Here is a 21,614-nt window from a genome sequence, read left to right on the forward strand (position 1 = left end):
TGTGACTGTCGAAATTCAATTCTCGATAAGGCATTAGGTGTCTCCTTTGTGGGTCATTGAAAACTCTAGGATACACCTTTTGTCTTTTACACACTTCTAAAGATATTACCTCAGCCAGTTTGTATTTCAGCATGAATATCCCTGCTGTCTCCAAGGTAACATCGAAAATGAAACCATACATCGAGTAGTGCGTAGTATTAGTTGGAGGAATGATGATATGCTCAAAGCTATAGCGATTGTTTTTCTGGTAATGGTTGCTCTCAGTTTTCTAGGCTTGGGTGGCTTCGGAGTGCTGATAGGGCTGATTGGCGGAATTTTCGGACTCATCGGAGGTTTGATTGGAGGATTGATCGGACTGGTCGGTGGCATCTTCGGAGCCCTGTTCGGTGTTGCATTTGGATTGCTTGGACTGTTTGCCCCAATTATCGTCCTGGTGCTAATCGTTGGCGGCGTTCTGCATTTGATCGCAGCCTGAGCGGGAAGCTGTGCTCTTTACGAATCACAGATTTCACTGAATCCTTAGGATCCGCCCTGCATCAGTGTTCGGCGATCAGACAACGAGCAAATTTCTTGACTTATTCGTTAAAAGAGATACTATGGCTGTACGAGCTGGGGTAGCTCAGTTGGTTAGAGCGCCTGATTGTGGATCAGGAGGTCGGCAGTTCAACCCTGCCCCCCAGTATGTCTTTAAGCGCAAATCACCCTTCTTTCCTACCGCAACCTCAAGCAGCCCACCGATTTTCGCGTTTGATGTGGCCCGCAAATACTTGACGCCGTCTATCATACTGGGTTCGAGTGTGAAGTGTCCAACCAAGGCCATAAGTCTCGCCCGAGCGGTCGAGATATCTGTTTCCATCAGTTCCTTGAGGCGATCAAGCCAGCCATCGACCCATTTTTTGTCAACCTTGAGCTTGTCATAATCATACTTGGAATTGAGAAGAGACTGCTGCCTGTCAATCTCGCTCCTGCGACTCTCAATATCCGTTAGACGGGACATCAACATGTCCGAAGCTGTACCCTTCTCGATAGCTGAGATTATGTTTGCCGCCTTCTTCGAGAGTTCCTCTCGCTCCAGAACAATGGAGTCAGCATTCTCACGAAGATGCTTCAGCCTGGCTTTAAGCTTTCGATTAACCTTCTCCATAATCGCTGTTAGTACGGGCGGACTCAAAAGGTCATTCTGAATATCAGACAGAATCTTGTCTTCAATCTCAAGCATTCTCACCTTGAAGTTGTTGCTGCAGGCAGCCTGTCCCCGGTGGTTGTTCGTTCCGCACGCAAACAGCGGATTCGGGCGATCCCCCCCGGTAACAATCACATAACTGCCGCCGCATTCATGGCATCGCATCATACCTGAAAAAAGAAAACGTGAACGACGCCGGTGAGTGGGCTGTTTCGTCTTTCTCTTCCCGGCCGCGAGCTTTGTCTCCACAGCTTCCCAAGTAGCATCATCGATAATGGCTAATTCAGGCTGTGGATTAGCTGTCCATTCGCTTCGTGGCTTAGGCACACGTTTCCTTTGGCCGGTTGCCGGATTAGTGATCCAGCCGGTCTTATTGAACGTCCAGTCGCCTTTGTACTTCGCACTCTTTAGTATTGAGCGAACGGTGCCTGGAAGCCAGGACGGCTTCCCCTTACCGCGCTTGAGCTGACTCGCATTGTAAGGAGGAAGATAGCCCTTTTCATTTAGAAGATGTGTGATTTCGCGGACACTCAGACCATCAACAAAGAGACCGTATAGTTCGCGAACAATACTCGCTTGGTCGTCGTCGATCAAAATACGAGTTCCCATCACCTTCGTTTGCCCGGTCTTTCTGTCAATAGCACCGGACGGGTCGAGCACCTTCTCATAGCTGTAGCCATAGAGACGCCCACCCGCATTGTATCCTCTGATGGCTTGGCCACGCATACCGCGAAGCGTCTTGTCCGCTATGTCGGCCCGGGTCTGATCGTCGAAAATGCTATTGAAGCCGACGCTTAGTCTCGCCTGTTTCTCCTTTGTGTCAATGCGCTGGGTCACGAAATATATCTGGACACCCCAGAACTGAAGCTGCTTAATAAGCCTGCTGGTCTCCCCCATATCACGAGACAGACGGCTCGTATCGTCTATTAGCACATACTCAAATGATCGCCGATCCTGGCTGGCAGCATCCAGTAGTTTGCTCAGTCCCACACGACCGAACACAGTCGCGCCAGATTTTTTTTCATCAACATACGTATGTTCATCCAGCACAACCCAGCCCTTCTTCTCTGCCAAATCACGGCAGTTCCGAACCTGATCGTCAATAGACGTGTCACGCTGAAGTTCGGAAGAATATCTTGCGTAGATGGCACACCGCATAGTATTCATACTGTAGCAGACCTCCTGCTCGGAGTGCAAGATAAAACCAAGGTCTTGAGCATGGCCGAAGCATTCAGAGAGATTGGGGTTTGAGCGGGGCATACACAAGAAGTGCAGCCCCGCCACTGATTGAATAACTGCCTCAGATCAGGTGAGAGTGAGGATGCACTCTCTTCAAACCCAAAGATTGAACCAAAAACTGACACGACCACCTGCTTTAACCCATTTCTCAGTATGGCCTTATTCATAGGGGACACTGGTAGTTGGTGAATAGTCACTGGTCCCTCGTAAAGAGTAGGAAGTAATGAGGAATTCACCTTCTCAGTGCCCTCCAGTAATTGGCTCGATGAGCGTATCTACAACTGAGTATCCCATGGATGGTGGATAGGGTTCGCCGTTTGGGAAGCATTTCTTCCTGTCTCGCACCAGCGCGCGAAAAGCCCTGTTCAAGAATACCTTGGGAGACCTTCTCTCATTTTTCTTGGGTCGTGCACCATTCGCGATTACCCATTGTTCACAATACTTGGTTCGGAATGACATAGTCCGAAGGTCGCCTGAGTCAGGAATCGGGCACATCAACTTGACCATTGTTCCCTCGTAATTCTCATCGTCAATCACTCTGAAATGAATGTACATACGTAATCCCGGTCCCCAGCCCGAAGGTCCCTTCTCGGCCTTACAGCCAACAAGCATGTACTCACCTGGCGGTATCCATTCGGGCAACTCCTTGGTTTGCTGTTCGTCACCAGCCATTAGTGGATGGCCATTCGATCGGATTCAATCCATCTCTATCCATTCTCAACTCTCCATCTTATCTCATTTGGTGTCCGCCCTCAGTTCCGTTTCGCTTCAAACACAGCCGCCTTCAAATTGGATAGCGTGTTGTTGTACGCCAGCGCAGACACTTGGCCTTGGCCACTGAAAAAGGCCGCAACCTGGTCTTGTGTCGGCTCAGGTGTCAAAGAAAAAACTACCTGCTGTCCACCATCGGGGCAGTACGCACGCTCAAGGATAGATACTTTGCTGGTGATTAGGTATGCTGCGAGATTGAGTTTGTCAGTCTCATAGACGCTTGATTGGACTGTCCTCGATTTTGTCATTCATATCCTCCGATTCTGTATCTCGTTCGATTTCCTTCAATCTCATCTCTACCATGGCATCAGCCAGCACATCGATGAACCCGTTCCAGGCGGGGTCATCCGTTATCTTTCTTGAATCGACCTTTTCCATACAAGGCAGTATCGCCCGTGCTTGATTCTTATCAATGACAAAGGCACATTTGGAGGACGCGGAATGGAGGACTTTGGGGGATTTTGGGGGACAGGCGGACGAGTCTGCTATTCGACCCTTGATTTGGCTACATCAATGTCAAATCTGTAGCTGTTCGTGAACCGTTGGCCTTGATCGTTCTTCTGATTGTTGACGAGCTTGTTTAGCGGTGGATAGTGCTTGAACAAGTCCTTCATCGCCTTTTTCGGATTTTGTGGATCGACCTTCTTGAGCAGTTTCTTGCGATCTATGAACTTCTTTCCGCTCTTCCGAACTTCGATCATGTATGCAACTGCGGCAACAATGTGTGGCGGGTATTGCCTGCGCGGTTTCTCGCCGTCAAAGCTAATCTGGGCGAAGTCGCGATTGACGACAACAACCGACTTCTCCGGCGATTCTTTGGCTTCATCCGCGAGCGGAACTTCTGTTCGATCGGTATCATCAGGAGCCAACTCTTCCAGAATTATCGCTTCCAACATGAGACTGCAGCCTTTCAAATATGTAAATGCCTCATGGTATTCCCTGCTCGCTCTGTGGTGATCGAAGTTTTCGAAGTAGGCCAAGAACTGCTGCAACTCGGCCGTCGGCTTGTTTCGTCTTGGCTGGCTCCGATCGTCAGATAGATAGTATTCGATTGTAACAAACTGTAAGCCATCGCGTTCATTGATGATGCGCTGAAAATTCTGTATGGGGACGTCGTACCATTCGGCCAAGAACTCATTGACAGCCATTGGCAGATGGCGCGTGATCTTATAACGCCGCGCGTTCCTGTCGGGGCTAAATGCAGGGATGTCACTTTCGGCAGTTAGGGCATCCTGGACGGATTGGTACAGTCGCTTAATCAGTGGCAGTTTCGATTTAGGGGATTTGTACGGCATCTTAACGGTCTCGCTTTCCGAAGCTCGACTTCTTTTTGATCTCTCTGATTTCATCTTTTCCCAAGCCCCGGACACGGCTTAGATAGTCCTCAACATCCGAACGTCGAAACCGCTTGGAGTTGCCTATGATATGAACGGGCAGCTCGCCGCGATCGACCATCCGATATATGGTGTACTGATTCAATTCCAGCAACGCGGCCAGTTCCTTGACTGTATAGAACTCCTTCTCCATTGTGCCTCACATATTCAAGATGGCATTGTCGATCTCTTCCTGCTTAAAGGACAGATACGACATGGTTGAATTGATATTCTTATGGCCTAATGCCCTTGCGACTTTGCCGATGTTTCCCCCGAGAGCATTGTACGCTCTATCAGCGAAAGTCTTCCTCATGGTATGGGTACCGAGCTTCCCGGTGAACTCGTTTGCCTCGTATGCATCATGCAAAATATGCCATGCGGAGGTGCCGGTGATCGGCCGGTTCTGGCCCTTACGACTTTGAAACAGAAAGGTGTCATCCTTGCTGTAGCCCAGATCATGGAGCTGTTCGATCCAGTCCGCCAGGGCGGCCTTAGCCTCCTGGTGCAGCGGGACACAGCGACCCTCAGTTTTCTTCTTCATGTTGCGACGCTCAACATAAACCCGATCGACCAGTTGGCCAGCGTGAACTACATCACGAAGCCGCAATGATAGAAGCTCGGCAACCCTGAAGCCAGTCTTCAGGCCCAGGATGAACAGCGCACGGTCACGAGCGGCATACTTGCCGGCAAATGACCTCTTGGCGATAGCCTCTTCTTCGATCGTTAGTGGTCGGCAGCCCTTCATGTGGGAAATCTCCAATCTATCTAATATGATCCAAATCCACTCTCTTCTGACCAAATCTACGGATCGAGGGCAGTTAAGTCAACAACTTTTTACTACTTTATACTACATATTATGGCATATTGTGACAAATCGCAGCTTTTGGCGAAAGCTGTTATTCAAATCCATCCACCCCAGAGCTACCCCCAATTAGCCGTATTGACTATTTTTGATGTCTATTTGGACTTGGGTTTCTTGCGAACTTGTCTGACGGCCCACACAATGGTTCGAAGGAACAGAAAGAACGGATAGAGCGAGAATACCGTTACCTTTTGCAACCAATCGGCTCGCATTACACGATCATTGTAGGCTTGGTGGTTGTCGTATTGCTCGATCCAACGCCGTAATCCGAGCACTCGAAGACTATCTCGTTGACGAGTGAGTACGGTGTCGGGAAGAGTAAAGTAAGCGGGATTCTCTGACAGTAGCAGTTTGAGGCTATCGAACGCATTCCGCTCACTATCGTTAAGGCATTTGCCAAGTTCACCTGAAACGCTCAACCTCCCCTGCATCATTTCTTCGAGATCAATATCCACGAGCAACGAAGCAGTGCTACCAATCGACTCCTCACCACCAACAGCAAGGTGCTTCTCAAAAACTCCACGGTTTCTCTCAATTGGACTTGGCATCCGGATGGGTTGTTCAACCACAGGTCCTCTTGCCATATAGAAGACCGCTGTCGCCAACAGGAAACTGCCGACCGCGAACCCCAACAGATATAGCCATTCTCTGGCGACCACTCTCTTCCAGCTCATACTGATAGCATAATGGATGTTGACCACCACAAGCAAGCGTTTCTCGGGCGTTCTGAGTGGGGCTATGCGCTTGTGGCCCCTAAACCCGGTGGAAGCCGCTCAGTAGGCAGCTCACGCGCTTAGAATGCGTCTGTGTGGCATTGACAAGCCGGAATGCAAAGGGTATAGTTGAGAAACATCTAACACAGGAGAAAGATATGAAACGGGTAACAATTGTATTCTTGATGTTGGTGCTATGTGCTATGTCGGCACATGGCGACACCTCAGATAACCCCGATGGCAGAACTTGTATTCTTGCCGGTCTTACTTGTACAAATTGGGATTGGCGTTTAACAACGATACAGAACACTGAAATACAGTCACTAAACGATACGCGCGTTACGCCCATGATCGGTGCAATTGTACCCGTCAGTAATTACTTAACGATAATAACAGAAGTACAATACTATAATGGCGAGCATGAACCTTGGGGGAGTACACCCGATCTGACCGTGGAAGTTACAGAAATAAACTTCTCTATATGTTTGAAAATGTATATAACCGGTCAGTGATATAATGCACCCCCGCTTCCCGGATCAGACAAATTGTCGCCAGATATGGAAGCCGGAGTAACCGATCATCTGTGGAGTATTGAGGACATTGTGAAGCTACTCGAAGCCAAAGAGGCCCTCAAACAGGAAGGCGAGACCACATTAAGTTATTAAAGAACAGATAAAAGTAATTGACAAACCGAATCTATCCGATATAATAGTAATAGAAGTGCCGTAAATCCCTTGGAGGTGTGTCGCAGATGGCATAAGCTGCATTTGATGCAGTCGCCCTTCGGGTTGCACTTCTTTCTTTATCCCCCTTGAAACCAAGCTTCTCCATGTTTGATTTTGGGAGCCAAGATGTCCAAGAACCGACTATCCCCATATTCGAACTTCCGAAATACAGACCAAGAGACGAAGTCTGCTATCCTGATACAGTAATTGGCCGCAGAGTCGCATGGATACATTTTGAACGCAACACTCTCAAACTTGGTCTTGGTGTATACGATCGTTGTCACATACGACTGGAAGTTCAATTTGGGGCGTATCTCCTTGTTTCTTTCATCATAATAGAGATCAATATCCGCGTAGTCCCCCAAGTTAAGCTCGATAAGCTTCCCTGATAGGAAGTTGTACAGAACAAACGGCGGGGCTGTCTTGAGGTTGCGATAGACATTCTGCTTCTTAATAGTTAGATAGTCAATTTCCATATCTGCCCTCGACAATTTGTCGAGCAGCAACATTGTCTGATCCTGGGGTCGATCCTTGTGTCTATATGAGCTGGGTATGTCTCTGTTCTTACTGGCCCCAAACAGAAGACTCGCCTTGATCTCGGTATCTTTGGGCCACCCGGCAGATATTTGGGCAGCACAGAACCTTTTGCAGATAGCCCGGATCTGATTCGGACCAGCAACCTTAACTAACGCGATATTGAATGTGGAAGAACTCCTGGGGCTTGTGAAGCCTGTCGAGTCCCCGCTTTCGTCCATGTAGAATCGCATATTGGGGGAATATAGCGATCCACTGGTGCACAAGTAAACAAATATCATTTTAGGCATTGAATTTCAAACTGACCCACTACCGCGTTCTGGTACGCATTGACAGCACTACTCCAACCTGTTATCGTCCACCATGAGATATTGGTGGTGGCTATTTGGTCGGCAGAACTGGTGGGTTGTTTTGGCTGTGGCGATTATTGCCCTGATTGCCGCTTGGTGGCTCAGGTGAGCGCCGACGCATCGGGGTCGTCTGGACAAGCGGATACTCTGACTTGCACAAGGGGCAGAACCACACCTTGCTTTCCAGAACACAATCGAACCCGCAGTTTTTGCACAGCATCAGCTCTTACTCCACTTAGTACCGCACTTGACGCACACCCAATAGCCCGCGTCATCGGAACCGACCAAACTCCCACCGCATTTACATTTCTTGACTGCCATTTTCTTCAACTCCCAGAATGATTTTGTCTATTTCTTCTTTGGATAATTCGTTCCGCTCAAATAGAGCGTCGGCCAGGCGTACAAGTTGGTCCTGGTTCTGTTCGAGGATCTCCCCCGCTTGACGCTCAGCACGCTCACAGAAAAAGCGGACTTCTTTATCCACCTTTTCTTGAATATCCGGGCGAGTGATAAGCGTCACAGTGTCATAGGCGACACAACCCAACTTTTCGGACATTCCATATTTGGACACCATAGCATTAGCCAGAGTTGTCGCGGTGAGAATGTCATCTGCACATCCGGAGTCAGCCCCGTCGGTCGATTTGGCGTTCGAAACGCTGGCAAGATATATCTGCAAATGTGCAAGGCAACTTTCTTCCCTCAAGTCCGACGCATAGTCTGACGGGTTGGCCATGACCCTACCCCAGGACGAACCGTCTGGGATTATCGTTGCACCGGCGTGCCCTATTTTCAAGGCATTCGCAACAATCAAATGTGAGGCTTCGTGTAGAGCTGTCCTTCGCCTCTGATATTCAGGGATACTATTCTGCTTCTCAAGAAGCCGTTGCCGGTCCAGTTCTTTGCTCCCCCTGTCGGCAACGTCAGCCCTTGCAAACGACGCCTCATTGTCGGCTATTGTAGCGGCCAGTTGCATATCATATTCAGCTAACGCCTCCGGAGAGAGCGTTGTCCTGTGTGTCTCAATAGCAGTACGCTCTGCCTCCGGCAGCGCCGAAAGGAAGTTATCAGTCATTGCGAATACCTACAATTCTGTTATAGGCCAGGATGAACTTTTCGACGGTGAGCCGCTGTAAGTGTCTTGCACTCCAACATACTATGTCTGGGCGGTCCATTGTTGGCGCTTTCATTGGTACTCCGTGAGCGGTGACTGTATGACGTCCAGCTCCATATCAGTCAAGTCGAACTCGGCCAGGTCGAATGCCAGCCGGTGCGAATACTGAAGGGCTAACGCCAGGAAACCCCGCCGGCAAGTCTGAAGGTCACCCCATATTGAATCTTTGTCGTCGGTCCAACAGTGAAAAGCATGAAAATTGCCGACTGTTCTATCGAAATCGTCTTTGGTAATTATGAACCCCCGAAAGAAGGGGTCACCATCGTCTGCCGTCATTGTAGAGAGCTTATCCAGTCTACGGGACAGTATGTTTTTTGGCATATAATTCCTCCAGTGCCTCAATGCGTTCTTCGAGTGTGCCGTTGTCTATGGACTTCAGGATGATGTTGCTCATATATGCTACGCAGTTTGCTACTTTGGTGTCCAGCTCCCCCGTTTTCACAGCCTGAATGCAGTCTGATAACAGCGCGGTAATATCTTGGGCTGTCTCGATCTTGAAGGGTTCGCCATCAGCCAGAACTTTCGGCGGTGGCTTCGTTGGAGTGTTCCCACCCTTCGCACTGGCCGCTTTCCGCTTCGATACGTCCGGACTATGCCAGAAGCAAACAGTTCCCCCACGTGTAGCGTTGCCGTTGCATCGTTCACCTGAAATTTTAATTGCTGTGCATCGTCGGTTCATTTTGTAATCCCCCGTAGTCCCGCTTACTACGCGCTCGCCCTGGCTTCGGCTATAGCTTCGGCACTCAAGTAGCCCTGACCGTCGTCGCTATTGTCGCCTGGCTGGTAGCCGTTGTTCAACTCAAGTCGCGAAAGAAAGTCGGTAACATCCGCTTTCCTGAATGAGCCGTCACCCTGGGCAATGATAGAACCGCGCTGAAGGTGAAACTTGAACATCTTGGGTGACAAGTCACAGAGTTCTGCCGCTTGTGAGCCGTTCAACCTGTCGGGAGCTGATTCGAGAGCTACCCTGAAGGGTTCGCGTCGGGCTTCCCTGGCCGCGTCCTTGTGGGCCTGGCCCAATTTCTCAGCCGCTTCCCGATCTGCGCACTGACTTAAAACGAGTTCCGACCGAAGCCTCTCAGTCTCTTTGAGAGACTGAAGGTACTGTTTGTGAAGTTCTTCTGTCTTAGTTATCCGTAACCTGCCCTTTCCGTTTTAATCACCACCGCCCAGCGTTCATACAAAAGAACGGGGAAACACGCACTAACGACGCCGAGCGGTGGGTTCGTTTTCATCTATGTATCAAAGACCTCTGCCTATCCACTGTGTTGTATCATCCGGCATTGATTTTCACTCGATTTAGATATTCGGTGACATCCTCCGGAAGAAACCGGAGTGACTGGCTGCACATTCGCGCTGGCAGCTCGCCGGACTTCACCAATTTCCGCACGGTCTGTTTGCTGAGTAGAAGTTGGTCGGCTACCCCGTCGATGGTTAAAAGGTCTGTCATAATTCATCTCCTAATCGTATTAGGTTTCTTGTCCTGTGACAAAATGCCCCTTTGTCAAGGGGAAACCTATCACCACATGAAAATGTGTAATAAGATGTGATAATTCCGCGTCCTATAACTGACTCAAGTTTATCGAATCGCAGGATTTTGTGAATCTTGCGATTCAACTCGGCCGTGAGGGGCTTTTCTCTGGTTGACCCTGTCCGAGAGACTGCTTCGAGCGGCGCTTCCGAATTCCGATCAGGTTTGAGGCCCATAGAAGCGATCTGAGCGTCGATCTCTGATTGATGCTGTGTCATGCGGCCTCCAGCATGACAACAACGAGGGGGCCGGATAGTCCAATGGAATCGTCGCTTAAGCTCATACTGGCCCCCCAGTATTTCCTTAAGTGCAAATCGCCCTTCTTCCCCATCGCAACCTCAAGCAGCCCACCGATTTTCGCGTTTGATGTGGCCCGCAAATACTTTACACCATCTATCATACTGGTTTCAAGAGTGAAATGTCCGACTAGAGTCATGAGCTTCGCCTTGGCGGTAGCAATATCAGTTTCCATCAGTTCTTTAAGGCGATCAAGCCAGGATAACCCCAACCAGATGGAATCATAAATGGTTATATGAACCTTAGATTACTTCTTCACGTATAGAATACTAGTTCAGTTAATCGATTTCAGTTCAAGTTATGAGGTCATATATGGAAAACGATTGCAACATTCCGAATGCAGACGATACCCAAACATATAAGCTGATAGCTCCTGGAACCAAAGTCTCAAACTACACCGTGGCCGAACGGTTAGGGATAGGTGGTATAGGCGAAGTTTATCTGGCTCATGATGTTGAATTGGATCGATCAGTAGCCATTAAATTTCTTAAATTCACTGAGATGCCGGACCCGAAAGTGGTGGAGAGATTTAAGTCGGAGGCTTACACAGCCGCAAAACTCAACCATCCAAATATCGTCACTGTCTATGAGATAGGAGACTTTGATGATAGACCATACGTTGTGCAGGAGTTTATAGACGGTGAACCATTGAACATGCGCGTCTATCCCTCTGGTCTTTCTGTACCAGCCTTCCTGTCACTGGCGATACAAATATGTGACGGTTTGAGTGAAGCTCATGCAAACCGTATTCTTCACGGAGATTTAAAACCGTCCAATATACTTATTGACCATAATGGTCGAGTCAAGATAATAGACCTTGGAATATCGGAAGACGAGCATACTTCACAGTTCACTGATGATCAGACGATTACAGGCACGACAGCTTATATGCCGCCCGAACAGCTCAAAGGTTTACGAGTTGACGAGCGATCGGATCTATTTTCCCTTGGTGTCGTACTCTATGAGGTGCTTACATTGAAGCACCCATTTAGACAACACACCGATAATCTTACTATGAATGCTATTATGCAAGGTACAGTCACGTCGATTTCCAAAGTACGGTCTGGAGTTCCTGCTGAATTGGAGAAAATCATAATGACTATGATTGATCCCAGCCCCGAAAATAGACCGGCTGCCATCGTACAAATTCGCTCCCAGTTAATAGCCATTATGAGGGATATACAGACAAATACTGGACATAAGGATGTGTCTTCCGTTTCACGCCAAACATCTATTGCTGTTTTGCCTTTCATGAATATTGGAGGAGGAACGCACTGGGAACACTTCTGTCAGGGCATCTCCGAAGAGATATTGGTGTCGTTAGCATCCGTAGAAGGACTTCGGGTAACAGATCGGGGTAAATCGTTTTCATTAAAAAACCCGTCCGAAGATATTTGTACATTTGGGCGAGATCTCAATGTTGAAATAGTCCTGAAAGGAAGTGTTCGAATAAACCAGGGACGGCTAATAGTTTCGGTGCAACTCGTTGAAACCCAATCCGGATATCAGATATGGTCCAAGGAATATAATCGAATGCTCGGTGATGTATTTGATATTCAGGACGAAATAGCCGAGAGCGTCGTACATTCCCTGAAAATTGTATTGGGAAGTAACGCTCGCAAGCCTGTCGATCAGGCACCTACTAATAACGTCATGGCATACGATTATTTCCTTCGTGGCCGCCAGTATTTTCATCAACGACGTAAGAAGAGCCTACAATTTGCAGTCAGCATGCTGGAAAGTGCAGTAGATATCGATCCCAATTTTGCATATGGTTTTGCTCTACTGGCTCATTGTTGTTCTCTCCTTGTTCATTTTTACGGAGACCCAAGGAAGTCAAATTTGGATCGAGCTGATAAAGCCAGCCAGGACGCTCTGAGATTGGCACCTGCTCTGGGAGACGCACATGCAGCTCGTGGTTTTGTACTTTGGTTACTCGGAGATCACGAGAATTCTGATCTTGCATTTAAACAGGCTCGTCAACTTTCTCCAAAGAATCCTGAAGCGTACTATCTAAATGCTCGTTCTCATTTTCAACGTGGGTTGTTCGCTTCTGCGGCAAAACTCTTTGAGAAGGGATGTCGGGTCAGAGACGACCATGAGGCAAGGTATTTTCTTGCCCAAACTTATGCTTCCATGGGAAGGGAAGCAGAAGCAAGAACTGCGTACGTAAATGCTCTGCACATCATAGAAAGACATGTCGAATTGCATCCAGATGATGCACGAGCAATCACATTCGGTGCAGTAGCTTATTATCGGTTAGATAAGCCAGTCAGTGGTTTAGAATGGGCACAGAGAGCTCTCGATGCCGATCCTACCGACGCTGGTATTCAATACAACGTTGCATGCTTATTTGCGCTGGAAGGGGATCAGGCTCGGGCTATTAGCTGCCTAAAAGAAGCAGTCAAAGCTGGATTTGCCCACCGTGATTGGGTTATGAATGATCCTGATCTTAGATCTTTAAGAAGTAATCCGGAATTTATGTCTCTGAATTGGCGGGAATGACTTCTGAGATTCACTATATGCTGCCCTCAACCGCGTTTGTAAACGGTGTCAGAAGTTCATCCAGAACGGCACTTAGCTGATACCTGCCCCCCAGTAAGTCATTAAGTGGCAAACGCCCTTCTTCCCCATCGCAACCTCAAGCAGCCCACATAAAATGTCACGCCACCCATATTCGCTGAGTCACCGTACTGGCAGCACCGCACAGTACGCAGCCACTGGTACAACCCGGAGTCGCCAAAACAAAATAGAAAATGATAGTGTCGGATGAAGCTTATAGATATACTCTCACTCCGACTCAATCGTTTTGATTTAAGACCTGTCACTAAGAGATAATATTATTCAACTCCAATTGTCCGTTATCTGTAGCTACTGCCCGAGTGCCAGATCGGGGTGATCGTTTCCGTCCTGTTGCGCCAGGAGAATCTCAACCATTTCTGTCAACTGCTCCAATTTCGCATTAGTCGTTGTCTGACTGTCTCTCAATTGCGCGTTTTGTGAGCGTAACTCCGAGACTACATCAAGAAGGTAAATGGCCAGCTTGTCATATTTGACACCTTCCGGTCTGCCTTCATTGTCAAGAAACACAAGCTCCGGTATCTGGGTCGCAACTTCTTCTGCGATCAGGCCGATGTCATCTGTTCCGTTCTTCCATTGGAAACTGACCGGCCGTAACTTAAGGATGGCTTCAGCATCAATACTCAAAGTCTCAATGTTGTCCTTGTACCTTTCGCTGGAGGAGCCTTTCCACAGAACGCCATTGCCATCAACCAGGACCGGCTGACCGGCGCCGGCGGCTATTCCTCTCAACCGAGCTGTGCCGTTAATATCGATGTCTTCGGTGGGATCATTGAGATTGATGCCAACTCCTCCGCCGGCGCGAATCAGGAATTGATTATACCCTGTTGATTCAACCGTGTCCAGGCTCGCGTCGGAGAATACGATGCTTCCCATATGCTTGGAGTGCGCAAAACGACCAAAGGCATACGAGTTCTCCTGCTCGGCCCGGCAGTAGAACCCGTGAGCCAGAGAAGCGCGGCCACTCGCCACATTGCCCTTACCTCCGAGAACCGTAGCCCACCAATCTGAGACGGTGTCGGCTTCGCCACCGCATATGACCCCATGAAAGCCGTCCGAACTGATGTAGTTATGGCTTCCACTACCAACAAACGATGCCTGTCCGGCAGCTGTGTTGGTGAAGCCTCCCGCACAGACAGCATGATCATGACTAGCAGTGTTCAGTTCGCCACCGATGATCGAAGACAATATGCCGATAGCGGTGTTATTGTAACCACAGCCGACGATGCTGCCGTACGACCCCATGAGGTCGAGAGAATCCCCGGCTACGTTTTCTGACCCGCACCCAATAAAACACCTGAAACTGCCAGCCACATTGCCGTAACCGCCAACCACTGTGGAATGGGTACTCATGGCCTTCTGCACGTTGCCGCTCCCTATAAAGGCCGATGCCCCCCCAGTGATGTGGTTATCCTTCCCGGCGCCAATAAAACTGTTATTCCCGGTGATGCTATTGCCGTGGCCGGCACCTATAGCCGATGAGCGACCATCGACGATATTGTCATAGCCCCCGAGAATAGACGACGAGTCCTGCAAAACTGTATTACCATAGCCGAAGACGTTGGCATACTGGGCCGAGGCATCGTGATCTCCACCGATTGTAACCTTGCCCTTTCCCATGATATCGCCGTCGGCATAGATCACCATGTTGGTGTCGTTCAGGGTCTCGTTGAGAAAATATATTCCGTCCTGGGCGATGTGTACACGGCTCACACCTTTTGCGCTTGACGTCACGATATCGACCCCTGCACCTGAGACCTGGGTCAGGTCGTCACCTCCCGGACCCTTGACAATCAGGAGAGGAGTATCACCTGTGGCATCCATCGTGATGACGTTGATCCCTTCTGAATCCTGAATATTTAAGGTTGCGTCATCGCCTCTCCCCTCTTCGGTCGGAGCCACGACCAATCCACCGTGCACAACCCCAGCGTCTGCGTTGTCGATTGTGCTGACTCGCATGGAATAGGCTGATGATACCAGTCTTGTGCGAGGGGACAACTCTGCATCGGCTCCAACTGTGATTCCGAGCCACCGGTCCGACCCCTCAAAGACCGAGTCGTCGATCGGTCCCTTGGCCTGTTGGCCCAGGATATGATCAAAAGCACCATCATTGTTCGGAGTAATGTTCGCAGTCTCAGACCACAGCTCCGTAGGGCCGCTGGCGGCATCATAAATAGCAAATTTGACCGACACTTCCGTCGTGACCGGATTGCCATCTCCATCCAAAAGGACCGCCTGGTAGTTGAGTAATTGCGGCGCCGCCCCCGCAAGAATAAGGGTGGTGGTCATCAAGCACACTATCACCACAATAACATACCTTAACCTTGACATAAGTATCCTCCTTCTTAAAACTATATTTATCTATTATGCATGCTTAGACATCATTACGATACCGACTACCTCAGTAATCGTTGACAGAGATTAATACGCTGCTCTGGCCAAAACACGACTTATACTATTAACATCATGGTATCTATCATCTACGTTGTGTTTGTCCGTCCTGCTTCCTGACGATAAACACGATATTGATAAATTACTTATAAATCGCAATAAAGTCAAGAGTCACGAGCCTTTTCTTGCGGCGCCAAATCAAAGATCCGAAGTAATAGTTGTTGACGATTGAGGAAATACCGAGTATACTTAATAGAGCAGGTGCGTGTAGTTGTGTACTTCCTATATGAGAAGATCACATCGCAGGTTAGCACCAAGATGTTGAAAAACACCAAATTGAATTACGATTCCGGTATCCCGGGGTAATCCCGGTATATCGACCTGTGGTCGTTTTGTTGCAGACGACCGATAGGACGAATGTAAGTAATGACAGAAATATCCTCTTTGCAATTCCATACCCAATACGAAAGGGAATTAACATGCAAAAACTGTTAATCATCAACGTAGTAGCGATCCTCATGTTGTGTGGATCGACTGCCCTTGCCGGAGCGGCACCGCAACTCCTCAACTACCAGGCAGTTCTCCTGGATGGTAATGGCGATCCGGTCACAACGGAAGTGTCGGTTAAGTTTGCCATCTACGACGCTGCCAGTGATGGGACTGAGTTATGGACGGAAACATCAACCATAACTCCGAACGATGATGGCGCCTTTGATCATATCCTGGGTCAGGAAGTTAAGGGATCAATAGGCGATCTGGTTTTTGCTGGTCCGGACCGGTGGCTTGGAATCACAGTTGGAGCCGATGCTGAGTTATCACCACGTACGAGGCTGGTATCCTCAGCTTATTCCATGCGAGTCAGCACCGTTGACCAATCAACTGCGGGGGAACTATTCGGTTCGATGAAACTCTCCTCTTCAGCCAAGGCAGTGGCTAGTCTTACTATTGCTGGATCTGGTTCTGACAGTATTTATTTTAATTCTTCCAGTGGGACGATCCTGTCAGCCACCAATGGAGACGGCTACGAGGTTGTGAACTTCAACACCAATGGGGACAACAACTCGGCCCTTTTTGTGGTCAGAGGACCCGGGGGCGATGAGGAGACAGTATTCAGTTCTGGCGGTATGAATGTCAGCGCCGAGACTGCCACACGTGCGATGGAGAATGTGGTCTCACTGACTCGGGACGGGTTCACGGTGTTCTCAACCGACGATCCCGCCGATGAGTTGGTTAACATCTCTGAAGATGCAGCGGCTTGTGGTGGTCAGGTTGAGGTAAGCGCCTGCGCCCTGGGCAGGGGAATCACCCGCACCGTGCGGATCGCCCCGGCGGTCGGCGAAGTACTTAAGGCTACCGAAGCAAACAATGATGACGTGCTGCTCCTTGCTGCGGACGCAAACGGCGCTTCCTTCATGGTCGCAGCCAGCGATGCCGCGAAGCTCGACCCTAAGGTCGTAACGAGCTCGGTACTCATCGAGCCGGCAACCAATACTGTCTTGAAAGCTGTGGACAACACAGGCGAGTCGTTGATTGAGCTGTCCACGGCGGATGCTGAAGGTGTGATCATACTTACCAATCCAGCTAAGGCGGGCAGTAGAGTTGAGATCAAGGAAGATGGTATTTACTTCTATGATGCTACCCGTTCAGAGACTACGATGGTAATTACTGCCGACGGCAGTATTAATGGCCAGGGAAGTCTGACCATGGGCCAGAACGTTGTAAATGATGGTAACTGGTGCAACGTGCTGGGCGTCGATAACGAGGCCGTTGGTGATTCGTCAGCCGTGCTCGGCGGATTCAAGAACTTCGCCGACGGGCAAACTTCTGTCGTTGTTGGAGGATCAGGTTGTTCTACGTATGTCGACGTAAAAGGGACTCCCAATAATGCAGCCATTGTTGGAGGATCCAAGAATACTACTTGCGGCCGTAGATCCTTTATCGGTGGCGGTGCCGAAAACAAAATCGTGCACCAATACGGGGTTATCGGAGGTGGTCTCCGAAACTACATTGCCGGCTGGGCAGCATCAATTCCATCCGGTGAAGACAACTACATCAACCATAATTCTGCCTATTCTTGCATCCCTGGAGGGCTCGCCGATACTATCGGTGGCATAGCGCGGTTCAGCATGGCATTTGGAAATGAAGTCTTGGTCGAGGAGGCATATCGAGTAGTGTTCTTCGAAGCGGATTCCTCCGGGGCATTGGCGATCAATCGCGACAATGATGGCTCGACTACTATTGATCACCCCATTCATGTTGGCACGAATACTGAAAACGGCAATGGTGCTTATCTTACTACAGGCGGCGTATGGACCCTGGGTGTCGGTAAAGCATACAATAAGAGTATGGGACGACTGGATGGCAGTGACGTGCTTAAACGAATCAATGATCTCCCAGTTGAACAATGGGAATGCAATGATACAGGTGAGAGACACATCTGGCCCGACGCTGAGGGCTTCCACACCCAGTTTGATGTGGGTGTTCTATCCAAAGACGGTACTCGCAATACCGAGAATCTTGCGGCCATTGATGTTGCCGGCGTTGCATTGGTAGGAGTCCAGGAGCTATACCGCATGGTCCAGGAGCAGCAGTTGTTGGCTACGGAGTTCAAAGACAAAGACCTCCGTATCGAACAACTGGAGATGCGCCTGACTCAAATGGAAGCCATGATGGAGACAATTCTGGCTGCCAAAACCGGAACTGACAACAACGGCCAGGAACTGGCTAACAACCGATAGGCAGAGGTTAATGATATGAATAACAACATAAGGAGAGTAACATGCAAAAACAGTTAATCATCAGCGTTGTAGTGATCCTCATGCTGTGTGGATCGACTATCCTTGGCGGGGCTGCGCCACAACTGCTTAACTACCAGGCCGTCCTTCTGGATGGAAGCGGTGATCCGGTCACCACCGAGGTGTCGGTTAAGTTTGCTATTTATGATGCCGCCAGTGATGGGACTGAGTTGTGGACGGAAACATCAACCATAACTCCGAACGATGATGGCGCCTTTGATCATATTTTGGGTCAGGAAGTTAAGGGATCAATAGGCGATCTGGTTTTTGCTGGTCCGGACCGGTGGCTTGGAATCACAGTTGGAGCCGATGCTGAGTTATCACCACGTACGAGGCTGGTATCCTCAGCTTATTCCATGCGAGTCAGCACCGTTGACCAATCAACTGCGGGGGAACTATTCGGTTCGATGAAACTCTCCTCTTCAGCCAAGGCAGTGGCTAGTCTTACTATTGCTGGATCTGGTTCTGACAGTATTTATTTTAATTCTTCCAGTGGGACGATCCTGTCAGCCACCAATGGAGACGGCTACGAGGTTGTGAACTTCAACACCAATGGGGACAACAACTCGGCCCTTTTTGTGGTCAGAGGACCCGGGGGCGATGAGGAGACAGTATTCAGTTCTGGCGGTATGAATGTCAGCGCCGAGACTTCCACACGTGCGATGGAGAATGTGGTATCACTGACTAAGGATGGGTTCATAATGAACGATTCCGATAATCCTGCTGACGAGCTAGTCAGGATTACCCGCACGACCGATGGGGCTGAGTTAGTTTTCAATCAAGTGTCCAAGGGAGGGTTCGAACTTTCGGTACCAATAATGGCCATATCCGAAAAGGGTGTTTTGATATTCGATCCTGCGACCGCGGAAACACTGGCGGTTTTGGATAATGCCGGCAGTCTCGTCCAGAGTAATTCTGACGGCGATATGGCTGAGCACAGCTCGACTGGTTCCAGCTACTACTACGATGACGGTCTTAAAGTTTCGCAGATGTCGGTGAGCGTTTCTGCTGATGGCATCACTGTTTTCTCGAAAGACAATCCGGGAGACCCGGCCGTTGAGATCAAGTATAATGATAACCGTTCCGAGATTATTCTCAGTCAACCGAACAAAGCCTCCTCGCCCAGTTTCGTGTTAACGGATGCTGGGCTGTACGCCATGGAGAATGGCGGAGCTGACACTAACCTGTTCTTCTCGGCAAGCGGCAATATTATCAGCAACGGTCAGATCGCTGTTGGTGAAGGTTGTAACTGGGGCGCGGCCAAAGATGACCCCACCTGGTCGGTCGTGTTCGGGTTTGGCAACACGGCCAGCGGGGACTCATCGACGGTCAGCGGCGGATACAACAATGTGGCTTCAGCCCGCATTTCCACGATTAGCGGTGGTGCCAACAATACGGCATCTGGAAAGGCCAGTGTTGTGGGTGGTGGTTACAGCAACACGGCCACCAAGCGATATACAACAGTTGGTGGCGGCGTGGCCAACTTGGTTGATAGTTCGTATTCGGTCATTGCGGGCGGATATATGGATACCTGCCACGGTACTATTTGTGTGATTGGGGGTGGTTTGTCAAACAAGATTGACTACGCCACAGTCAGTTTTATCGGTGGTGGACAGGACAATACCATTAAAGACACGGCGGGCAGCGGCTGGCTCTCCGGGGCCACTATTGCCGGCGGCAGCAGCAACTTCGTTACTGCCAGCTATGGTACTGTTTGTGGAGGTAATGGGAACCTGGCCGGCCCCGTTGCATTTGTCGGCGGCGGTTCCGACAATCATGCAACGGGTGGTCGCTCCGGCGTGGTTTCGGGTTGGCATGCCCGAGCCCGGGGGAACCTATCTCTTGCCACTGGGTTCGGAGCTAAGGCAAATCATGATGGGTCAACAGTGCTGTCAGCTGTGCACTCGTCTACAGAGTCAGATTCGGTAATGTCAAACGGTATTGGCCAGATGGTAATCCGTGCCCAAGGTGGCATGTATATCACCAACGTGGGCGGTTTGGCAACGGCAACAGACGGCACGAAGCTGATTCAGACAAACACCGGTGCTTCCCTGACCACCGGAGGTGTTTGGACTAACTTTACACCCCCCAAATCCCGAGGACAGCGGACCCCGGTGGATGGCCATAAGGTGTTGGGTCTATTGGATCAACTACCAATTGAACGCTGGACTGAGGAGCCTAACGGTAGCACAGTCCATGTCAGCCCATCAGCCGAAGAGTTCAACCATCTGTTCGGCGTAGGAACCGATGACGAATCGCTCGCTTCACTTGACCTGTCAGGAATCGCCCTGGCTGCAATTAAGGAACTGAACCAGAAGATGCAAGAGCAGCAATTGTTGGCCACGGAGCTACAGCAGTCAATACAGGAGCAGCAGTTGTTGGCTACGGAACTCAAAGACAAAGACCTCCGTATCGAACAGTTGGAGATGCGCCTGACTCAAATGGAAGCCATGATGGAGACAATTCTGGCTACCAGGAACGGAACTGATAACAACGGCCAGGATCTGGCCATCAGTCAATAAGCCGAGGAGGATGAAATGAATGACTATAGACTAAAGGTAATCGGCCTGGTTGTAGTGGTGCTGCTGGCCATGTCCGGAACCGTCACTGGCGGTAAAGAATCAACTTCTTCGCCAGCCTCTACGACCGTAGAACAACCCTCCTCAAAGGCGGGCGAGCAGATCAACTGGCAGGTAATATCCGGAGGTGGGACATCTGCCGCAACCGCAAGTTACAGTCTCAGCGGTACCGTTGTCCAGACAGCGGTTGGCCATTCGAGTTCAGACAACTACGCCGCATATTCCGGCTTTTTCCCGTCCGGGGGAAATGACAAATGCTGTATCGATATTACCGGCAATATCGACAACGATCCGTCCGATGAAATCAACATTGCTGATCTGACCTACCTGGTGGCCTATTTGTTCACTGGAGGTCCGACTCCTGAGTGCCTGGATGAAGCTGACGTAAACGGCGATGGCGATATCAATATAGCTGACTTGACCCATCTGGTTGCGTACTTATTCACGGGAGGTCCTGAGCCAGCGCCGTGCTATTAGGAAAACAGCTTACACAACGTTTCCACTGTTGGGCCACCTTCCG

22 protein-coding genes, 1 tRNA gene and 3 pseudogenes are annotated in these 21,614 nt (G+C 49.7%); 8 read left to right on the forward strand and 18 right to left on the reverse strand.

What is annotated here, in order from left to right; genetic code table 11:
* Positions 1-217: 217 nt before the first annotated feature.
* The 3 genes from KOO62_09110 (at position 218) to KOO62_09120 (ending at position 988) form a co-directional block, all read left to right on the forward strand.
* The gene (locus KOO62_09110; protein ID MBU8934153.1) at positions 218-475 is read left to right on the forward strand and encodes a hypothetical protein; all 258 of its coding nucleotides are present in this window, start codon (positions 218-220) and stop codon (positions 473-475) included.
* 133 nt (positions 476-608) lie between these two features.
* Positions 609-682: transfer RNA gene (locus KOO62_09115), tRNA-His, on the forward strand.
* Positions 683-802: 120 nt separating this feature from the next.
* Positions 803-988: a hypothetical protein gene (locus KOO62_09120; GenBank protein ID MBU8934154.1), complete on the forward strand. Its 186-nt coding sequence runs from the start codon at positions 803-805 to the stop codon at positions 986-988.
* A gap of 192 nt (positions 989-1,180) precedes the next feature.
* Here KOO62_09120 and KOO62_09125 read toward each other — a convergent pair.
* The 10 genes and pseudogenes from KOO62_09125 to KOO62_09170 form a co-directional block, all read right to left on the reverse strand.
* Positions 1,181-1,351 (reverse strand): annotated as a pseudogene (locus KOO62_09125) (zinc ribbon domain-containing protein).
* Between the two features lie 63 nt (positions 1,352-1,414).
* Positions 1,415-1,909 (reverse strand): annotated as a pseudogene (locus tag KOO62_09130) (recombinase family protein).
* Positions 1,886-2,443 (reverse strand): annotated as a pseudogene (locus KOO62_09135) (recombinase family protein). Before KOO62_09135 ends, KOO62_09130 begins: the two co-directional pseudogenes overlap by 24 nt.
* A 219-nt stretch (positions 2,444-2,662) precedes the next feature.
* Entirely contained in the window at positions 2,663-3,094 is a 432-nt protein-coding gene (locus tag KOO62_09140) for a hypothetical protein (protein ID MBU8934155.1), read from the reverse strand.
* An 80-nt stretch (positions 3,095-3,174) separates the two neighbouring features.
* Positions 3,175-3,441, reverse strand: a complete 267-nt coding sequence (locus KOO62_09145) for a hypothetical protein (GenBank protein MBU8934156.1) — start codon at positions 3,439-3,441, stop codon at positions 3,175-3,177.
* The gene (locus KOO62_09150) at positions 3,404-3,571 is read right to left on the reverse strand and encodes a hypothetical protein (GenBank protein ID MBU8934157.1); all 168 of its coding nucleotides are present in this window, start codon (positions 3,569-3,571) and stop codon (positions 3,404-3,406) included. Before KOO62_09150 ends, KOO62_09145 begins: the two co-directional genes overlap by 38 nt.
* A 107-nt stretch (positions 3,572-3,678) precedes the next feature.
* Positions 3,679-4,488 carry a hypothetical protein gene (locus KOO62_09155; protein ID MBU8934158.1) on the reverse strand — a complete coding sequence of 270 codons (810 nt, stop codon included), beginning with the start codon at positions 4,486-4,488 and terminating at the stop codon, positions 3,679-3,681.
* Between the two features lies 1 nt (position 4,489).
* Positions 4,490-4,720, reverse strand: a complete 231-nt coding sequence (locus tag KOO62_09160) for a helix-turn-helix domain-containing protein (GenBank protein ID MBU8934159.1) — start codon at positions 4,718-4,720, stop codon at positions 4,490-4,492.
* A gap of 6 nt (positions 4,721-4,726) precedes the next feature.
* The gene (locus KOO62_09165) at positions 4,727-5,311 is read right to left on the reverse strand and encodes a tyrosine-type recombinase/integrase (GenBank protein MBU8934160.1); all 585 of its coding nucleotides are present in this window, start codon (positions 5,309-5,311) and stop codon (positions 4,727-4,729) included.
* Between the two features lie 212 nt (positions 5,312-5,523).
* Complete coding sequence (locus KOO62_09170; protein MBU8934161.1) at positions 5,524-6,102, reverse strand: hypothetical protein; 579 nt, start codon at positions 6,100-6,102, stop codon at positions 5,524-5,526.
* 197 nt (positions 6,103-6,299) lie between these two features.
* On the opposite strand from KOO62_09170, the gene KOO62_09175 reads away from it, so the two are divergent.
* Positions 6,300-6,653: a hypothetical protein gene (locus tag KOO62_09175; GenBank protein ID MBU8934162.1), complete on the forward strand. Its 354-nt coding sequence runs from the start codon at positions 6,300-6,302 to the stop codon at positions 6,651-6,653.
* A 290-nt stretch (positions 6,654-6,943) separates the two neighbouring features.
* Here the strand turns inward: KOO62_09175 and KOO62_09180 are convergent, their stop codons facing one another.
* The 7 genes from KOO62_09180 to KOO62_09210 form a co-directional block, all read right to left on the reverse strand.
* Complete coding sequence (locus tag KOO62_09180) at positions 6,944-7,633, reverse strand: DUF3800 domain-containing protein (protein MBU8934163.1); 690 nt, start codon at positions 7,631-7,633, stop codon at positions 6,944-6,946.
* A 418-nt stretch (positions 7,634-8,051) separates the two neighbouring features.
* On the reverse strand, positions 8,052-8,822 hold the full coding sequence (locus KOO62_09185; GenBank protein MBU8934164.1) for a hypothetical protein: 771 nt from the start codon (positions 8,820-8,822) through the stop codon (positions 8,052-8,054).
* A 111-nt stretch (positions 8,823-8,933) separates the two neighbouring features.
* Positions 8,934-9,242: a hypothetical protein gene (locus KOO62_09190; GenBank protein ID MBU8934165.1), complete on the reverse strand. Its 309-nt coding sequence runs from the start codon at positions 9,240-9,242 to the stop codon at positions 8,934-8,936.
* Positions 9,217-9,600, reverse strand: a complete 384-nt coding sequence (locus KOO62_09195) for a hypothetical protein (GenBank protein MBU8934166.1) — start codon at positions 9,598-9,600, stop codon at positions 9,217-9,219. Before KOO62_09195 ends, KOO62_09190 begins: the two co-directional genes overlap by 26 nt.
* 26 nt (positions 9,601-9,626) lie before the next feature.
* On the reverse strand, positions 9,627-9,941 hold the full coding sequence (locus KOO62_09200) for a hypothetical protein (GenBank protein ID MBU8934167.1): 315 nt from the start codon (positions 9,939-9,941) through the stop codon (positions 9,627-9,629).
* Positions 9,942-10,194: 253 nt separating this feature from the next.
* Positions 10,195-10,371: a helix-turn-helix domain-containing protein gene (locus tag KOO62_09205; protein MBU8934168.1), complete on the reverse strand. Its 177-nt coding sequence runs from the start codon at positions 10,369-10,371 to the stop codon at positions 10,195-10,197.
* 295 nt (positions 10,372-10,666) lie between these two features.
* The gene (locus KOO62_09210; protein MBU8934169.1) at positions 10,667-10,924 is read right to left on the reverse strand and encodes a hypothetical protein; all 258 of its coding nucleotides are present in this window, start codon (positions 10,922-10,924) and stop codon (positions 10,667-10,669) included.
* Positions 10,925-11,061: 137 nt separating this feature from the next.
* On the opposite strand from KOO62_09210, the gene KOO62_09215 reads away from it, so the two are divergent.
* Complete coding sequence (locus KOO62_09215) at positions 11,062-13,254, forward strand: protein kinase (GenBank protein MBU8934170.1); 2,193 nt, start codon at positions 11,062-11,064, stop codon at positions 13,252-13,254.
* A gap of 366 nt (positions 13,255-13,620) precedes the next feature.
* On the opposite strand, the gene KOO62_09220 is transcribed toward KOO62_09215, so the two are convergent.
* Entirely contained in the window at positions 13,621-15,660 is a 2,040-nt protein-coding gene (locus KOO62_09220; GenBank protein MBU8934171.1) for a tail fiber domain-containing protein, read from the reverse strand.
* Positions 15,661-16,199: 539 nt separating this feature from the next.
* Between KOO62_09220 and KOO62_09225 the strand changes: the two genes are divergently transcribed.
* Genes KOO62_09225 through KOO62_09235 form a run of 3 tightly spaced genes read left to right on the forward strand, consistent with a single transcriptional unit; the run spans position 16,200 to position 21,571 of the window.
* Positions 16,200-18,458 (forward strand): hypothetical protein, encoded by a 2,259-nt coding sequence (locus KOO62_09225; protein MBU8934172.1) that lies wholly within the window; start codon positions 16,200-16,202, stop codon positions 18,456-18,458.
* A gap of 41 nt (positions 18,459-18,499) precedes the next feature.
* Positions 18,500-21,037 (forward strand): hypothetical protein, encoded by a 2,538-nt coding sequence (locus KOO62_09230; protein ID MBU8934173.1) that lies wholly within the window; start codon positions 18,500-18,502, stop codon positions 21,035-21,037.
* A 15-nt stretch (positions 21,038-21,052) separates the two neighbouring features.
* Positions 21,053-21,571 carry a dockerin type I repeat-containing protein gene (locus tag KOO62_09235; GenBank protein ID MBU8934174.1) on the forward strand — a complete coding sequence of 173 codons (519 nt, stop codon included), beginning with the start codon at positions 21,053-21,055 and terminating at the stop codon, positions 21,569-21,571.
* Positions 21,572-21,614: the final 43 nt, after the last annotated feature.

It is taken from the genome of Candidatus Zixiibacteriota bacterium (assembly GCA_019038695.1).
Taxonomy (GTDB): Bacteria; Zixibacteria; MSB-5A5; order GN15; family FEB-12; genus B120-G9.

Excerpts from the sequence above, each read along its gene's own strand:
- KOO62_09110 (MBU8934153.1), top strand. The coding sequence starts at position 218 with ATGCTCAAAGCTATAGCGATTGTTTTTCTGGTAATGGTTGCTCTCAGT.
- KOO62_09140 (MBU8934155.1), bottom strand. The coding sequence starts at position 3,094 with ATGGCTGGTGACGAACAGCAAACCAAGGAGTTGCCCGAATGGATACCG.
- KOO62_09145 (MBU8934156.1), bottom strand. The coding sequence starts at position 3,441 with ATGACAAAATCGAGGACAGTCCAATCAAGCGTCTATGAGACTGACAAA.
- KOO62_09150 (MBU8934157.1), bottom strand. The coding sequence starts at position 3,571 with ATGGAAAAGGTCGATTCAAGAAAGATAACGGATGACCCCGCCTGGAAC.
- KOO62_09155 (MBU8934158.1), bottom strand. The coding sequence starts at position 4,488 with ATGCCGTACAAATCCCCTAAATCGAAACTGCCACTGATTAAGCGACTG.
- KOO62_09160 (MBU8934159.1), bottom strand. The coding sequence starts at position 4,720 with ATGGAGAAGGAGTTCTATACAGTCAAGGAACTGGCCGCGTTGCTGGAA.
- KOO62_09165 (MBU8934160.1), bottom strand. The coding sequence starts at position 5,311 with ATGAAGGGCTGCCGACCACTAACGATCGAAGAAGAGGCTATCGCCAAG.
- KOO62_09170 (MBU8934161.1), bottom strand. The coding sequence starts at position 6,102 with ATGAGCTGGAAGAGAGTGGTCGCCAGAGAATGGCTATATCTGTTGGGG.
- KOO62_09175 (MBU8934162.1), top strand. The coding sequence starts at position 6,300 with ATGAAACGGGTAACAATTGTATTCTTGATGTTGGTGCTATGTGCTATG.
- KOO62_09180 (MBU8934163.1), bottom strand. The coding sequence starts at position 7,633 with ATGCGATTCTACATGGACGAAAGCGGGGACTCGACAGGCTTCACAAGC.
- KOO62_09185 (MBU8934164.1), bottom strand. The coding sequence starts at position 8,822 with ATGACTGATAACTTCCTTTCGGCGCTGCCGGAGGCAGAGCGTACTGCT.
- KOO62_09190 (MBU8934165.1), bottom strand. The coding sequence starts at position 9,242 with ATGCCAAAAAACATACTGTCCCGTAGACTGGATAAGCTCTCTACAATG.
- KOO62_09195 (MBU8934166.1), bottom strand. The coding sequence starts at position 9,600 with ATGAACCGACGATGCACAGCAATTAAAATTTCAGGTGAACGATGCAAC.
- KOO62_09205 (MBU8934168.1), bottom strand. The coding sequence starts at position 10,371 with ATGACAGACCTTTTAACCATCGACGGGGTAGCCGACCAACTTCTACTC.
- KOO62_09210 (MBU8934169.1), bottom strand. The coding sequence starts at position 10,924 with ATGGAAACTGATATTGCTACCGCCAAGGCGAAGCTCATGACTCTAGTC.
- KOO62_09215 (MBU8934170.1), top strand. The coding sequence starts at position 11,062 with ATGGAAAACGATTGCAACATTCCGAATGCAGACGATACCCAAACATAT.
- KOO62_09220 (MBU8934171.1), bottom strand. The coding sequence starts at position 15,660 with ATGTCAAGGTTAAGGTATGTTATTGTGGTGATAGTGTGCTTGATGACC.
- KOO62_09225 (MBU8934172.1), top strand. The coding sequence starts at position 16,200 with ATGCAAAAACTGTTAATCATCAACGTAGTAGCGATCCTCATGTTGTGT.
- KOO62_09230 (MBU8934173.1), top strand. The coding sequence starts at position 18,500 with ATGCAAAAACAGTTAATCATCAGCGTTGTAGTGATCCTCATGCTGTGT.
- KOO62_09235 (MBU8934174.1), top strand. The coding sequence starts at position 21,053 with ATGAATGACTATAGACTAAAGGTAATCGGCCTGGTTGTAGTGGTGCTG.